Source organism: Lentibacillus sp., assembly GCF_035301675.1.
Classification (GTDB): Bacteria; Bacillota; Bacilli; order Bacillales; family Amphibacillaceae; genus Lentibacillus.
The window spans coordinates 49,358-64,031 of record NZ_DATGTT010000109.1 but is presented as its reverse complement, the minus strand read 5'-3'; the positions used below and the strand labels follow the sequence as shown (position 1 = coordinate 64,031).

Sequence of the window (14,674 nt, the reverse complement as noted above, 5' to 3'; positions counted from 1 at the left end):
CACTCCTGTTCTATCTATACATTGAGTATACGTTTGGAATATGAACAGAGAATGAACAAAAGATTACTCATTTGGAATGCTGACTGTGAATGTGGAACCTTTTCCAGGTTCACTATCCACCATAATTGTTCCGCGATGGAGCTCAATTATTTTTTTCGCGATAGACAGGCCCAGCCCGGTACTGTTTCTCGTTCTGCTTCTGGCTTTATCCACTTTATAAAATCGGTCAAACAGCAGGGGGAGATCTTTTTTGGCAATGCCTATTCCCGTATCTTCCACTACGATCTGTGCCCCTGTTTTATCACGGAAGGCATGAATTGTGATCGTTCCGCCGGCCTCTGTGTAGTGAATAGCATTTTCAGTTAAGTTCATCCAAGCCTGTTGAAGTAAATTCGGATCACCTGTAATAGGTGTTGGGGAAAGGTCCATTTCAATCGCGATGTCTTTTTCCTGCCATTGCCATTCGGTAGCCAGCATGACTTCTTTCAACTGATCTGCCGCGTCATAGCGAATCATCTCCATCTCTTTTTCATGGTCCAGGGTAGTGAGTGTAAGGAGCTGTTTGCTGAGTAAAGACATTCGTCTGCTTTCTTTTTCGATAATCGTCAAATAATGTGAGCGTTCTTCTTCAGTCAGATTTTCGTCCCTGATTGTCCGGGAAAACCCTTGAATTGATGTTAGAGGTGACTGAATCTCATGGGAGACACTTGAGACAAATTCCTGCCGCTTTTCCTCAGTTCGTTCCAAACTGTCACTCATTTTCTTAAAATCATTTGCGAGACGGCCGATTTCATCGTTTCTGCGTACATCCAGTTTCAGATGATAATTTCCAGCGGCTATTTTCTTTGTCGCCTCTTTCAGCTTTTTAATCGGTTTGACAACAAATCGGGTGCTGATTAACACCATTAAGAAACTGAACAGCAGGGTCAATATGAGAAGCACTGCAAGGAATATACGCATTTCACCAAATTGCTGCATGGAATCAGGGCGAACAAACAGGGCATACGTTGATCCATTTAATTCAATGGGCACTCCGATTGTATTCTCAAGATGGTTGTCGAAATAACCGGTGACAAATGGCTTCCAGGGGTAATTTCCAATGCCGTGATAGATGTCGCCATTCAGAACCGCCTGGATGTCTGATTGCTCCATTTTCATTGAAGAAAATGGCTCCCCGAGTGTTTTTGCTTCGCCATTTGGACTGACTAAATGAAACTTGTAGCCAAGATCAGCTATCGATGTTAAGAAAGCCGGTAATGACTGGTTATTGTTTCCTTCATAAATGGATTCAATATTTTTTGCGATCTGTGTCACTTTTTGATCGTTTTCGGGTTTTAAGTATACCTGATAGTACATATTTGTCACGGCAAAAGCTATGATTGCACTTGCAATCATAATTGCCATTGTGATGACAATAATACGCACATAAAGTGTTCGCAATGTGGTGACCTCCAATCTGCTTTTTTTCTCAGCATGTTTATTCCGTCTTTACGGGCAGGATCCCCACTTCAGTATTTCAAGAAAGCCAGGAAAGACAAGCCGGGGTCAGCTGCCTGTTAAGGTCCGATTCGTTCATTCTTTGTTGACGACCAGCTTATACCCCAGCCCTCTTACAGTCTGAATTGAAAAGCCATGGCTATCTTTTGAGAAACGTTCGCGCAGCCGTTTAATATGAACATCCACGGTTCGATCACTTCCTTCAAAGTCATTGCCCCAGACAAGGTTGATTAATTGTTCGCGAGTAAATGTCCGGTCCGGATAATTCGCCAGCTGGGCCAGCAATTCAAATTCCTTTAAGGGCAAAATGATCGTTTTCCCGCTGGATTGTACCTCATAACTTTTTCGATTGATGATGGTATCTCCAATGCGGGCCATTTCCTCATTTATCATCTGAAACCTGCGAAGTAAAGCTTTGATGCGAAACAAAACTTCTTTTGGCTCAAAAGGCTTTGTAATATAATCGTCTGTTCCTGCAAGAAAAGCCTTTTCTTTGTCTTTCATTTCTCCCTTGGCCGTGATCATCAGGACAGGGATATCATAGTAATTACGGATCTCTTTGCACAGATGATACCCGTCCACATTCGGCATCATAATATCGACAAGCGCAAGATGTACATGATGTTCTTCCAGTCTTTTCAGTGCTTCTTCTCCATCTTGTGCTTCGATTGTTTTATAGTTCTCCTTATGTAAATAAAAACGCAGCAGCTCACGAATATGCGAATCATCATCGACGATAAGAATGGTAATCATGACAGACCTCCTTTGTTAGCAGTTAAGCAAGTATGGATACTTTACTACTGCATAAGGGCAACTTAGGTTTTCTAATATTTATCGTACCATATATAGGGCGCTAAGCTGTCGATAGATCGGTTATGTTCGAAACATCACCTTCTGAAATGGTGCCATGTGATCGGGGATGAATCTTTCTTCAGGGGGAATTAAGGCAAATAGGCCGTTAAGAAGTCTTGCCCATTGCCTTAACCAAGCTGCAGGCAAATTAAATATCGAAGCCATCGAACCTATTATAAACGTGAATCATTTCTTTGGGATAATCAATGAACGGATTACGATTCCCTTGAATTTCATAGATAGCTTGATTACGATGCATTTCATAATGGTCTGGCGGGAACTGCCGGTGCCATTCCTTCAGCAAATCCATATCAATTCTATCTTTATGTGACTGCTCAATTTCATCTGGGTACCTGATCAGAAAATACAACATGGCCCGAGCCGCAGCACCTTTCCCATATTCCGGCTCAAATAGCTCATCTTCTGCTTTGCCGCATGCATCTTCCACCCGTTTGGTGCCAGCCCGTTGTGGGTTATAATCAGCAAAATCATGATAGGGATAATTACTTCGAAGTGAATTGCAGCCAGGATCACAAGTAAATAAATGGTGAATGTCGCCGCGCATTGGCATCCGTTCGTTAAACCACGATTGCGGTACCGCATGTTCACAGTTATACGGAAATTCATCCGCAATCCTGGCAAGTTGATTGAAGCCTGCATGTGATTCCAGTTTATCAATCATATTTTTTCTTTGCAGTGAAGCTTTAAAGTCTTCTTTAATCACAACGTCCGCTGTCCTATTTTCCCCGGAATAAATGTTCATAAGATCCCCGTTAGGCCGAAGATCAACCCATGGATAAACATATTCAGCAGGTTCATATCGCACTTGGTTTGTATGCGTCTTCTTCATAAGATCCTTAAGTGATTGCATGACCTCATCAGCATTCCCGTCAAAATCGATACTTCGATAGTATTGCTCACGTGCCTTTTTATCTTTTTCCTCATCATAATATTCCTTTTTGTCCTTCTGAATTTTCTTCTTCATCTCATGATGCCTGACAAGAGCTGACTGAAGTTGTGCGTGATTGGTTGTTACAGGCAGAAGACTTTCCTTTTGACCGGGGGTTAAGATCATTTCATGACGCCTCCTTTGTAATAGTCGCATAGACTTTTAAAATTAAGAGTATTTTATATACAACACAACTGTGTGTCAAGTAGGTGATGTGCTAACAGCATTGAATAAATGTTAACCTTAAGTAATTGATGGTTGACATTAAAAGCAGAACACCCTATTCTATCAATAAACAAGATACAGGATTAGGAGCTGATTATGTTGACTGAAAGAAGTAATAAACTACGATCACTTATTAACTGCTCTATTTTCGCGGCTGTCACAGCAATTCTGGCTCAGATGGAAATCCCGCTGCCGCTCATCCCAATAAGCGGACAAACATTGGCTGTTGGTATTGCAGCAACTGTTCTCGGAAGCCGTCACGGGGCAATAGCAATGCTTGTTTATACTGCGATAGGGGCTATAGGCCTGCCGGTGTTCGCAGGATTCAGCGGAGGGCCGCAAGTGCTGATAGGGCCTTCTGGCGGATACATATTTGGATTTATTGCAGCAGCCTATTTTACTGGACTTATCCTGGAAAAAACAAAATTCACAATCCCACTGGCCCTTATCGCAAACATTGTTGGAATGATTGTCACCCTGCTTTTTGGCACCCTGCAGTTGAAAATTGTTATGGAGCTGAACTGGAATGCGGCTATTGCAGCAGGTGTATATCCATTTATCGCCGTCGGATTGATAAAAGCTTTCCTGGCAAGCTTGATTGGCATAACCTTAAGGAACCGGTTGCTGCAGGCAAAACTGATTACAGCTTCGGGTAAAGAAGTTGCATAACCCAGTAATCTATAAATTAAAAAAGTCCTTTACAAAACTCACAAAATTATTTATCATGAAGCTACATGAAAACTGCATAACCGATAAGCACTAGGGGGGCTGCCGGAAGCGGCGGCTGAGAGGATATCATATCTGACCCTTTGAACCCGAACTGGATAATACCAGCGTGGGGAAGTGCAGTTCACAGTATGATTAATCAACGTGATCATGATATATGTGTAAACTGCATTCCTTCGGGAGTGCAGTTTTTTTGTGGATTAAATATCAGGGAGGAGAAGAATGATGAGCAATGACAGGTGTGGAACAAGCAGGATCGCAGGGTGCCAGTTCACCCTGTTTCCGATGAGTGACAAGTTCGCCGATATTATTTTGAGGGCACTGGAAGAGGTGGACACATCGATGGTATGGAAAGACACTGATGACGTGAGCACGTGTGTGCGCGGGGATATGGTACATGTTTTTGATGTAACCGAGGCCCTTTTCCTGCACACGGCCAAAACAGGGGAGCATGTTGCGATGAGCGGCACGTTTTCCATTGGCTGTCCGAGGGATACGGATGCGGATTCCTATATGGATGAAGTGGTTATACCGCTGAATGAAACAAAATCAAATGCGGTATCCCAGAAAGCAGGTTGTAAATTTTCCCTTTACCCGATGGGAAGGGAGGACTATATGGATGCAATCTATGAACAGATTGATCTGTCCAAACACCGTAATGTTGAGGTAAGTGCTGTTCATTATGCGACGAGACTGGACGGCGATGTGAAGGATGTTTTCAGGGCGCTGCAACAATCTTTTGACCGTGTGCAGGAGAAGGTATCCCATGTCACCATGACTTTTACCATTTCAGCAAACAGCCCGTCCAACAATGATTAAGGGGGATTTTAATGACGAAGCAATGGAAATTAAAGGAAATTATCCTGATGTCAATTTTAGGCGTTGTCTTTGGGCTTATCTATCTGGTGTTCTTCCTTGTCGGTGAAGGGATCCGCAATATCCTTGCGCCATTCGGCCTAGCACCGTTTGGCTATGAGGTCATTTATGGTATCTGGTTTATTGTCTCGATTATGGCAGCATACATCCTACAGAAGCCCGGGGTTGCGTTTACTGCGGAAGTGATTGCTGGGATCGTTGAGATTCTGGTTGGTTCCCCAGCAGGACCCGGACTGCTTCTTTCCGCTGCCATTCAGGGAGCGGGCGCGGAACTTGTCTTTGCCCTGACAAGATGGCAGGATTACCGGCTGCGGATTCTTATCATGTCCGGTATATCCACCGCCATCATCAGCTTTGCCTGGCATTTGTATTCAGCCGGGATGATTGCCCTGGCACCATGGCTGATCGTCTCAACGCTGATTGTACGGATTATCAGTGCTGCTCTGATCTCGGGTGTTCTCGGCAAATGGCTCAGTGATCAGCTAGCGAAAACCGGTGTACTCCGAGGCTATGCTTTAGGAAAAGAATTGCAGAGGAAGCGGAAATATGAAAGTGCTTAAGGGAACAGAGCAGCCGATAATTGAAGTGCGCAATTTTTCATTTTCCTATGAGGAAATTGATGAACAGCCATTGTTCGATGGCCTCGATTTTACACTGAACCAAAGTGAAGCAACTCTTTTGATGGGAGCAAGCGGATCCGGGAAGAGCAGTCTGGCCCTCTGTCTCAACGGTCTGTATCCGGAAGCAGTGGAAGGGACGTCTTCCGGGGACATCTTTTTTCTCGGAGAAAACATCCGGGAGATTGCAAAAGGAGAACTGACACAGGAAATCGGCATCGTTTTTCAGGATCCGGAAAGTCAGTTTTGCATGATTACGGTAGAAGATGAGCTTGCGTTTACTCTGGAAAATAGAAAGGTTCCCGCTTCCTGCATTCGCGGGAGGATTGAATCAGTGCTGAAAGCTGTCGGGATGGAAGGTTTTAATCATCACAAAATCCATGAGCTGTCGGGTGGTCAGAAACAAAAAATCGCTCTTGCTTCCGTACTTCTGCTTGAGCCGGAATTGCTGATTCTGGATGAACCGACGGCGAATCTGGATCCGGTATCAAGCATGGAGTTTATCAAGCTCGTGGAGAAGATTCAAAAGAAAGAGCAGATGTCCGTTCTGGTTATCGAGCATCAGGCTGAAGACTGGCTCCCGCTGATTGATCGGGTATTGGTAATCGACCGGGGCGGGAAGCTTTTGGCTGATGATGCACCGGATCGCCTATTCTCAGAACAAAAACAGCTTCTGGAACGTGAAGGCATTTTTTTGCCTGGCGAATTTTCCAGAAGCACTGCATTTTGGGGAAAGCGGAATTGGGGCATGCAATCAGAGGAAAAGGTTCTTACTGTCCGTGATTTGTCTTGTTCCCGTGGAAAACAAAACGTATTGAAGAACGTGAACATGGATGTCCATGGCGGGGAGTTTATTGCCGTTGCCGGAGAGAACGGAGCAGGAAAATCAACGCTTCTTCAGCTGATGGCGGGGCTCCTGGAACCGGACGAAGGGGGCATTTCCATGTTTGACCGCTCACTGCGAAAATGGCAGGAGAACGAATTGCGGAAGCGGATGGGTTTTGTTTTCCAGAACCCGGAACATCAATTTATTACCGATACTGTCTATGAGGAGCTGACTTTCGGGATGAAACTGAGCGGCTATGCCGAAGCGAAGATGGAAAGTGCCGCTGGCCAGCTGATGGAGCAATTTCATTTGAAAGAGCATCGCCACAGCAATCCATTTGCTTTAAGCGGTGGACAGAAGCGTCGGTTAAGTGTGGCAACCGTGCTTGATGAGGCACCGGATATTTTGCTGTTTGATGAGCCGACGTTCGGACAGGACGCTGCCACAACAGCCGAATTAATGGATTATGTCATGGGAGTGAAAGCGAAGGGGACGGCTATAATTTTTGTCACCCACGATATGAATATTGTAGATGCCGCCGATTGTGTTGTTGTTCTGAAACAGGGCAAAGTTGCATTTTCCGGCACACCGAATTCTTTGTGGAAGAAAGAGAGGTTGCTCCATGAAGCCAGGCTGCGGCTTCCATCAAGGTTCCATCAAAAGCAGTGGGAAGGTGAGATTTATGATGTCACCCATTAATCCGTCCATTAAGATGGTTGCCGTCTTGATTCCGGGAATACTGCTCGGACTCACTTATGATGTCTTCACGCCGTTATCATATTTTATATTTATTTTGATTGTCACGATTACGTTGACTGGGATCCCGATTCTGCGCTGGCTGAAGTTTTTTAGTCCATTTCTTATCTTTGCCCTCGGTTTTGCTTGGATGACCATGCTTTATGCCAATCAAACCTTTTCCGGCGGTGAGGAGATTTTCAGCTTCTGGATGCTGGAGGTGACGGCCGAAAGTTTTCAGACTGGGATGAGTGTGGGGCTCAGGTCCCTTTGTTTCGGTGCGCTGTCTTTAATGTTTATCATGACGACGGATTCGACGAAATTAATGCTGAGCTTTATGCAGCAATTCAGGCTGCCGCCGAAAATCACATATGGCATACTGGCCGGCTACCGTTTTCTGCCGGTCTTCCAGCATGAGCTGCAGATACTCAGACAGGCCCACCGTATCCGTGGCATCAGCCGGGCGCGCGGAATTAAAGGAAGAATCAATCAATTTCGCCGTTATGCAATTCCGCTTCTGGCCAATGGTATCCGCAAAGCGGAGCGTGTCTCCATTGCGATGGAGTCGAAGGGATTCACCGGTGACACTGACCGCACGCATTATCATAATATGACTGTCGATAAGCGCGACTGGCTGTTTTTTGCACTAATGATCGGGGTATTGATTGCAGTATTTGTACTGTCATATTACCTTGGGTATTTGAGAATATTCGGAAAGCAGTTTTGAAAGACTTATGGTTGCGGAATACAAATAGATACCTTGTTTAATGCCATCAGGTCATGGAATCTGGTGGTTGCTTTTTTTAATAACTGATAATATGGTTATTGTATTGTTATTTTGGAATGAGTAATGAAAGGGGATAAATATAATGCCAGTTAACCTGCCTGCAAAACAAATCTATATGCTGAACACTATCTCCGGCATTCTGTTCTTCCTGGCAAGCGCCGTCACAAGCCTGGTGACTCCTGTTAACTTTCAAACGATGGTTATTCTCACACTCATCGTCATCGTATACTGGCTTCTGGCTGTGACCTTTACGGGGTTATATAAAACGTCTCGAAATATGAAACAGATACATCTTAAAACGCTGATCAGTATCGTTGTCATAATGATTTTTTTTGCTTTTCAGCAGCTTATGTTTATTAAAATACCATTTTCTGCAAGCACTTCATTTTTCGCTTTTAGTTTAGTGTTTCTGATCTTGCTTCATGTTATGTATTTCCGAACAAGATTTCACGATTGATTCATACTGCCCGTTAAGGCGGGAAAGATACAGGTTCAAAATATCAGAAAATAGGGCATAAGGCTAAGCTTAGGGACTTTGGGGCCCGCCGGCCATCAGGCTGGTGATTTAAGGAATCCATCAGCATAAAACAACTCACAAGAGAATAATAAATACTGATAGTAACTCCCGTTTGTGTCATTTTGTTAGATGTAAAATAACGCTTGTGTAGGCTTAATCCTGCTTCAAAAAGGAGTTTACATAAATGAAACGTTTACTGCAGGCAATTACAGACCCTTTAACAACGAAAAAAGGAATGTGGATAACGCTGGCAATCTGGCTGCTTGGCACGTTGTTGCTTGCCGTCTTTGCCCCAAGTGCCAGAGAATATCAGGTTTCCGGCATTGAGTCCATCCCGGACGATGCCCAGTCAATGCTAGCACAGGATAAGATAGATAACTATTTTGGTGAAAATGATGGGGTGCCGGGTATAATGGTTTTCCAGGCTGATAATGGAGAGGCCGGATTAGCAGATATTTCAGGTTTTCTGGAAACCGTTAAACAGGAAAAAGTCAATGGTGTGACGGGGATTATGCCACTGGAGGATTTGCCGCCTCAGGGCGCCACGCGATTCTTTTCCAACGATGGCACAACCGCAATGATTCCAATGACACTTGATCCGTCCCTGGAATCAGATGAAATGAAAGCTTCAATTGACACTATCTATGATCTTCAAGATAACGAAAATGTGACTATGAAGATTACCGGTCCGGCTGCAATTAGTGCTGACACTACTGAGTTATTTTCCAGGGCGGATATTGTTCTGATCATGTCCACCGTTGGGATTATCCTGGTGCTTTTGGTGGTCATTTACCGTTCACCTTTCCTTGCTTTAATCCCCTTATTGGGTGCGGCGTTTGTCTATGAGGCTGTAAACCAGATACTCGGTCTTATGGGGAAAGCAGGGCTTCAAATCGGACAGCAGTCGTTTTCGATTATGACTATTCTGTTGTTTGCAGCGCTCATTGACTATTCACTCTTTGTATTTTCACGCTACCGGGAAGAATTAAAGCAGCATGACAATAAATATGAAGCTATGAAACTGGCGATGCAAGGAACGGGTGTCCCTATCTTTTATTCAGGCGGCACTGTGCTTGCGGCGATGTTTGTCCTGTTTTTTGCCAATTTTGCCGAATATCGTAATTTTGCCCCGGTCTTTGGAACCGCCGTTGCAGTAGTCTTACTCGCTTCATTGACGCTTGTCCCTGCAATGTTCATGTTATTTGGACGAAAATCTTTCTGGCCAAAAGTACCGCATGTCGGAGATGAACAAGTTAAAACAAGCTCGCTGTGGAGCAAAGTTGGCCGGTTCGTGACCAGGAGACCAGTCAATTCCGCAGCCATCATTGGAATCTTTTTATTGGGCTCCGCAGCGAATGTATTTAATTTGGATTATGAATTCAATACAATGAAATCATTCCCTGATGATATGCCATCTCGGGAAGGATACGAAATCTTGGAAAAGAAATTTGAACCGGGAGATCTGGCGCCGACGACCGTCTTATTGGAGGCAAACGAAGCGGTCAGAGAAAAGGAGCGTCAGGAACTGGAGGATAATATATCAGAACAGCCGCTTGTCGAAAGTGTACGGGTGCAGAATATGACCAATGATCAGAAAGTGATTTCCTATCAAATGACATTTGGAGCGAATCCATATTCCGCTAAAGCAATGGATGCACTGGAGCAAATGATCAATAACCCGAATGATTTACTGGAAAATATTCATTTGCAGGGTGACTTGTATTTTGCCGGGGAAACAGCCACATCCGTTGATGACCGGTCATTGAACAACCGGGATTTAATCGTTATCGTGATCTTGGAAACCGTATTGATTTTCGGTATGCTCATCCTCTTAACACGATCGATCAAAATGCCGTTGTACATGATGGGAACCATTCTTGTCTCCTTTCTGGCAGCTCTTGGACTGGGCACATTATTGACAGATCTTTTGTTTGGTATTGACTCTGTCAGTAACCGTGTACCGCTTTATTCATTCGTATTTCTTGTGGCACTTGGAATAGACTATAATATTATGCTCGTATCACGCTTCATGGAGGAGCGGGAGAAACATCCAGTCAAAATTGCAGTGAAAAAGGCTGTTGCCAATACTGGCGGAGTCATCTCATCTGCAGGCGTAATTCTCGCGGCAACATTCAGTGTTCTGATGACACAGCCTATTCAGCTGCTGTTCGTATTTGGTTTTATTGTGGCAGTCGGCATTTTGCTGGATACCTTCCTGATCAGAGGTGCATTGTTGCCGGGATTGCTTGTGTTGTTTGAGAAAGATGAAGATTAGAACCGCGCATGAATGATTTGGCGGCAGGAACGATTGAGGCGGGTAGTTTAATAATCGTAATCAACAGAAAATAACAGAGTAGGTCAGCGAAGTCATCGTCCGCCCGAATAATCAGTAGAGTGAAGCTTCATTCTTGAAGAGGAGCAGTACAAAAATTTACGCATTTCTGCCACATTTTCACCGAATTTGTGCCAGAATCCTTCTGTAAAGTAGACCATAACCCCCTTCAATAGGGGTAAGGATTAACACGGTTTTATCGTCCAACCTAAAACCGAGCAGAATCCAAGGAGGAGCGAAATGTTTAAACCTGATCGAAACAAGGCCAAACCTGGTGACATCATCGAGTTTGAACAGAATGGCATTTTAGTACAGGGTGAAGTTCTGCCATCGAAGACAACAAACAGTATTGTTGCCGATATATCAGGCATAAAAGGCTATGAAAAGTTGAACCACGGCTACATGAATACTGTTGTCAGTCACAAAAGCTACAGGATCATTGATCAGACGTATGATGCAGTGAGAGAAACTGATTTAGGGAGTGTCTATGGATGAGAGCGAAACCTCTAAAGTTCGAGCAGCTGGTACAAGAAAATAAGCAGGAATTGATGTCTGATGCAAAACAAATCTCTCAGATTGAGCTGCGCCTGGACAAGAAACAAGCAGCAGTAATGAACGAAAAACAAGATGCATAGCGTCATATTGTTTGTATTATAATCCCCCTTTAAAACTTAAATTGAAACAAAACAGACCAAAGAGGCATGATTGAGAAAAATTATTTTTTCTTTAATCATGCCTCTTTTTTTGCTCTGATTACGATTATAGAAAAAAGAGAAAAAGTAAAAACTGTCAGACATGGTCGAAATCTGAAGGAATCCACAGGAATTCTACGATATAAACTTATTAAACTTTATACAATTAAAATTGCACAGATTTTTGAAATTGTATGGCGGTAAATGCTTGTTTGTCTATATGGATCTTTCCTCTATACTTGAAAAAGTGTTCAAACGGTAAGTAATTATGGAGGTGCAAACATTGTTAGAGTTTAAACATGTTTCCAAACAATATTCAGACGGAACAACAGCCGTCAATGATTTAAATCTTAAAATAAAAAAAGGCGAATTTGTTTGTTTTATCGGTCCCAGCGGATGCGGGAAAACAACGACAATGAAAATGGTAAATCGTCTGATTGACATAACGGAAGGTTCGATTCTGGTCGATGACAAAGACATTAGGGAACAGGATGCTGTGGAACTTCGGCGTTCGATGGGTTATGTCATTCAGCAGATCGGGCTGATGCCGCATATGACCATTAAAGAAAACATTGTTCTTGTCGGAACACTATTGAAATGGCCAAAAGAGAAGAAAGATGCACGTGCGCGTGAATTACTGAAGCTGGTTAACATGCCTGAAGAATATTTGGACAAATATCCGCATGAACTCAGTGGCGGACAGCAGCAGCGCATCGGAGTTCTGCGGGCACTTGCAGTCAATCCGCCGCTTATATTGATGGACGAACCTTTCGGCGCACTTGATCCAATCACAAGAGATTCACTGCAGGAAGAGTTTAAAAAACTGCAGAAGGAACTTAACAAAACGATTGTTTTTGTAACCCACGACATGGATGAAGCGCTTAAGCTTGCGGATAAAGTCGTCATCATGCGTGATGGCGAAGTCGTTCAGGCAGATACACCGGAGGAAATTCTAAGGAATCCGGCTAATGAATTTGTTGAGGAATTTCTTGGAAAGGACCGTCTTATCCAGGGAAGACCTGATGTAACGACTGTCGGACAAATTATGGAAGGATCTCCGGTGACAGTACAAACCGGCACAACGCTGAAATCGGCAATATCAACAATACGTGACCGGCGTGTTGACTCATTGCTTGTAGTTGATTCCGATAATACATTGCAGGGATTTATTGATATTGAGGCGATTCACCTAAATTATAAAAAAGCTGATCAAGTAGATGAAGTCATGGAAACAGAAGTCTTTTCGGTTTCCAAAGATAGCTTGCTGCGGGATACCGTTCATAAAATCCTTCGCCGCGGTGTCACCTACGTCCCCGTTGTGGATGAAGAACATAAACTGGCCGGTATTGTGACACGGGCAACGCTTGCCAATCTGGTTTATGACACGATTTGGGGCGACGGTATGGAACTTGAAGAAACAGTAGCTGCAGCAGAATAGGAGGTGCATGGCAATGATGGAATTTTTTGCAGAACATGGAAATGACCTGATTATAAAAACGTGGGAACACTTTTATATTTCACTGGCAGCTATCGTGCTTGGAGTAGTTGTTGCGGTGCCACTCGGGATTATCCTTTCGCGTGTACCGAAATTCGCTGATCGCTTCATTTCATTTATTGGTATTTTACAAACCATTCCAAGTTTGGCGATTTTGGCTTTTTTCATCCCTATAGTCGGTATTGGAAAGATCCCTGCGATACTGGCACTGTTTTTCTATTCACTGCTTCCGATTTTACGGAACACATATATTGGCGTTCGGGACGTTGATAATAGTGTTGTTGAAGCAGGCAAAGGCATGGGAATGAGCAATTGGCAGTCGATTTTAAAGATGGAACTGCCATTGTCACTTCCGGTTATTATGGCTGGTATACGGCTGTCTACCGTGTATTTGATTGGTTGGGCAGCTCTGGCGGCGTTTATCGGCGGCGGCGGTCTAGGTGATTTCATATTTGATGGATTGAATCTATATAAACCGTCGCTGATATTGGCAGGGACAATTCCGGCAACGATATTGGCTGTTATTGCGGATCGTTCGCTTGCTGTGATGGAAAATAAACTAACACCAGATGGATTGAAAACATCCTATGAAGCGTCATAATGTTGGAGGTGAACAAGGTGACAAAAAAGTTATATAGATCGGGTGTCATATTGATTTTACTTGTGATGCTTGCTGGCTGTTCATTACCCGGGCTTACGGGTACGTCACAAAATACGGTTGAAATCGGCTCGCTTACACAGTCGGAATCTGAAATTATGGCACAGATGCTGTCGATTATGATTGAACGGGAAACAGATGCACAAACTGATCTTGTTACAAAACTGGGTTCATCAATTGTGCAGCATCAAGGTATGGAGCGCGGAGATATTGATATATCCAGCACACGTTATACGGGGACAGATATAGCTGGTGCTCTTAACATGGATCCGATTAAGGATCCGGAAAAGGCGTTGCAAACGGTAAAACATGAGTTTCAGAACCGGTTCAATCAGACCTGGGCTGAGACTTATGGATTTGAGAATAGTTATTCCATAGCTGTTACACAGGAATTTGCTGAAGAGAATAATATTGAAACGATATCTGACCTTGAGCCATATGCTGAGGATCTGAGATTCGGTGTTGATAATGCCTGGGTCAACCGTGAAGGTGATGGTTACGAAGGATTTCAAGAGACTTATTTTAAATTTGGTGATGTTTATCCGATGAATCTTGGTCTTGTCTACCAGGCTGCAGCAACCGGGAATATGGATGTTGTTCTAGCCTATTCGACAGATGGAAGGATAAAAGAATTTGATTTGAAAGTGCTGGAAGACGATCAGCAGTTCTTCCCGCCATATGATGCTTCACCTGTTATTAATAATGAAACGTTGGAAAAATATCCGGAAATTAAAGAGATTACAATGCGTCTCGGCAACGAAATTTCCACAGAGGAAATGCAGGAATTGAACTATAGGGCTGATGTCGAACGGGTCAATCCACGAAAAGTCGCCAAACAATTCCTGGAGAAAAATAACTATTTCAAAGATACCGGAAAAGGAGGGGATTGA

General features: G+C 43.7%; 15 protein-coding genes and 1 riboswitch. Of the genes, 12 read left to right on the top strand and 3 right to left on the bottom strand.

The features are described from left to right. Positions 1-63: 63 nt before the first annotated feature. The 3 genes from VK097_RS15110 to VK097_RS15100 all read right to left on the bottom strand — a co-directional run bounded on the left by VK097_RS15110 (position 64) and on the right by VK097_RS15100 (position 3,424). Positions 64-1,440: a sensor histidine kinase gene (locus tag VK097_RS15110; RefSeq protein ID WP_324212632.1), complete on the bottom strand. Its 1,377-nt coding sequence runs from the start codon at positions 1,438-1,440 to the stop codon at positions 64-66. Positions 1,441-1,572: 132 nt separating this feature from the next. Beyond that, a complete protein-coding gene (locus VK097_RS15105; protein WP_324212631.1) occupies positions 1,573-2,250 on the bottom strand; it encodes a response regulator transcription factor in 678 nt (225 codons plus the stop codon). Positions 2,251-2,497: 247 nt separating this feature from the next. Then, positions 2,498-3,424 (bottom strand): endonuclease I family protein, encoded by a 927-nt coding sequence (locus tag VK097_RS15100; protein WP_324212630.1) that lies wholly within the window; start codon positions 3,422-3,424, stop codon positions 2,498-2,500. 198 nt (positions 3,425-3,622) lie between these two features. Between VK097_RS15100 and VK097_RS15095 the strand changes: the two genes are divergently transcribed. From VK097_RS15095 to VK097_RS15040, 12 genes are all read left to right on the top strand, one after another. Beyond that, complete coding sequence (locus VK097_RS15095) at positions 3,623-4,192, top strand: biotin transporter BioY (RefSeq protein WP_324212629.1); 570 nt, start codon at positions 3,623-3,625, stop codon at positions 4,190-4,192. Between the two features lie 82 nt (positions 4,193-4,274). Further along, positions 4,275-4,382: riboswitch (TPP riboswitch) on the top strand. A 92-nt stretch (positions 4,383-4,474) separates the two neighbouring features. Next, positions 4,475-5,068 carry a YkoF family thiamine/hydroxymethylpyrimidine-binding protein gene (locus tag VK097_RS15090; protein ID WP_324212651.1) on the top strand — a complete coding sequence of 198 codons (594 nt, stop codon included), beginning with the start codon at positions 4,475-4,477 and terminating at the stop codon, positions 5,066-5,068. A gap of 11 nt (positions 5,069-5,079) precedes the next feature. Then, on the top strand, positions 5,080-5,685 hold the full coding sequence (locus VK097_RS15085) for an ECF transporter S component (RefSeq protein ID WP_324212628.1): 606 nt from the start codon (positions 5,080-5,082) through the stop codon (positions 5,683-5,685). Further along, positions 5,672-7,267, top strand: coding sequence for an ABC transporter ATP-binding protein (locus VK097_RS15080; RefSeq protein WP_324212627.1), 1,596 nt, complete (start codon positions 5,672-5,674; stop codon positions 7,265-7,267). The genes VK097_RS15085 and VK097_RS15080 overlap by 14 nt, the downstream gene beginning before the upstream one ends. Next, positions 7,251-8,030, top strand: a complete 780-nt coding sequence (locus tag VK097_RS15075) for an energy-coupling factor transporter transmembrane component T family protein (RefSeq protein WP_324212626.1) — start codon at positions 7,251-7,253, stop codon at positions 8,028-8,030. The genes VK097_RS15080 and VK097_RS15075 overlap by 17 nt, the downstream gene beginning before the upstream one ends. 142 nt (positions 8,031-8,172) lie before the next feature. Then, positions 8,173-8,547, top strand: a complete 375-nt coding sequence (locus VK097_RS15070) for a hypothetical protein (RefSeq protein WP_324212625.1) — start codon at positions 8,173-8,175, stop codon at positions 8,545-8,547. Positions 8,548-8,791: 244 nt separating this feature from the next. Continuing rightward, positions 8,792-10,882, top strand: a complete 2,091-nt coding sequence (locus tag VK097_RS15065) for an MMPL family transporter (RefSeq protein WP_324212624.1) — start codon at positions 8,792-8,794, stop codon at positions 10,880-10,882. Positions 10,883-11,179: 297 nt separating this feature from the next. After that, positions 11,180-11,434: a YkvS family protein gene (locus tag VK097_RS15060; RefSeq protein ID WP_324212623.1), complete on the top strand. Its 255-nt coding sequence runs from the start codon at positions 11,180-11,182 to the stop codon at positions 11,432-11,434. Next, positions 11,431-11,574, top strand: coding sequence for an FbpB family small basic protein (locus VK097_RS15055; RefSeq protein ID WP_324212622.1), 144 nt, complete (start codon positions 11,431-11,433; stop codon positions 11,572-11,574). The genes VK097_RS15060 and VK097_RS15055 overlap by 4 nt, the downstream gene beginning before the upstream one ends. 340 nt (positions 11,575-11,914) lie before the next feature. After that, a complete protein-coding gene (locus VK097_RS15050) occupies positions 11,915-13,069 on the top strand; it encodes a betaine/proline/choline family ABC transporter ATP-binding protein (RefSeq protein WP_324212621.1) in 1,155 nt (384 codons plus the stop codon). Positions 13,070-13,082: 13 nt separating this feature from the next. Continuing rightward, complete coding sequence (locus VK097_RS15045) at positions 13,083-13,727, top strand: ABC transporter permease (RefSeq protein ID WP_324212620.1); 645 nt, start codon at positions 13,083-13,085, stop codon at positions 13,725-13,727. Positions 13,728-13,792: 65 nt separating this feature from the next. Beyond that, entirely contained in the window at positions 13,793-14,674 is an 882-nt protein-coding gene (locus tag VK097_RS15040) for an osmoprotectant ABC transporter substrate-binding protein (protein WP_414672191.1), read from the top strand.

Excerpts from the sequence above, each read along its gene's own strand:
- VK097_RS15090 (WP_324212651.1), top strand. The coding sequence starts at position 4,475 with ATGAGCAATGACAGGTGTGGAACAAGCAGGATCGCAGGGTGCCAGTTC.
- VK097_RS15100 (WP_324212630.1), bottom strand. The coding sequence starts at position 3,424 with ATGATCTTAACCCCCGGTCAAAAGGAAAGTCTTCTGCCTGTAACAACC.
- VK097_RS15105 (WP_324212631.1), bottom strand. The coding sequence starts at position 2,250 with ATGATTACCATTCTTATCGTCGATGATGATTCGCATATTCGTGAGCTG.
- VK097_RS15060 (WP_324212623.1), top strand. The coding sequence starts at position 11,180 with ATGTTTAAACCTGATCGAAACAAGGCCAAACCTGGTGACATCATCGAG.
- VK097_RS15040 (WP_414672191.1), top strand. The coding sequence starts at position 13,793 with ATGCTTGCTGGCTGTTCATTACCCGGGCTTACGGGTACGTCACAAAAT.
- VK097_RS15075 (WP_324212626.1), top strand. The coding sequence starts at position 7,251 with ATGATGTCACCCATTAATCCGTCCATTAAGATGGTTGCCGTCTTGATT.
- VK097_RS15085 (WP_324212628.1), top strand. The coding sequence starts at position 5,080 with ATGACGAAGCAATGGAAATTAAAGGAAATTATCCTGATGTCAATTTTA.
- VK097_RS15065 (WP_324212624.1), top strand. The coding sequence starts at position 8,792 with ATGAAACGTTTACTGCAGGCAATTACAGACCCTTTAACAACGAAAAAA.
- VK097_RS15080 (WP_324212627.1), top strand. The coding sequence starts at position 5,672 with ATGAAAGTGCTTAAGGGAACAGAGCAGCCGATAATTGAAGTGCGCAAT.
- VK097_RS15070 (WP_324212625.1), top strand. The coding sequence starts at position 8,173 with ATGCCAGTTAACCTGCCTGCAAAACAAATCTATATGCTGAACACTATC.
- VK097_RS15055 (WP_324212622.1), top strand. The coding sequence starts at position 11,431 with ATGAGAGCGAAACCTCTAAAGTTCGAGCAGCTGGTACAAGAAAATAAG.
- VK097_RS15045 (WP_324212620.1), top strand. The coding sequence starts at position 13,083 with ATGATGGAATTTTTTGCAGAACATGGAAATGACCTGATTATAAAAACG.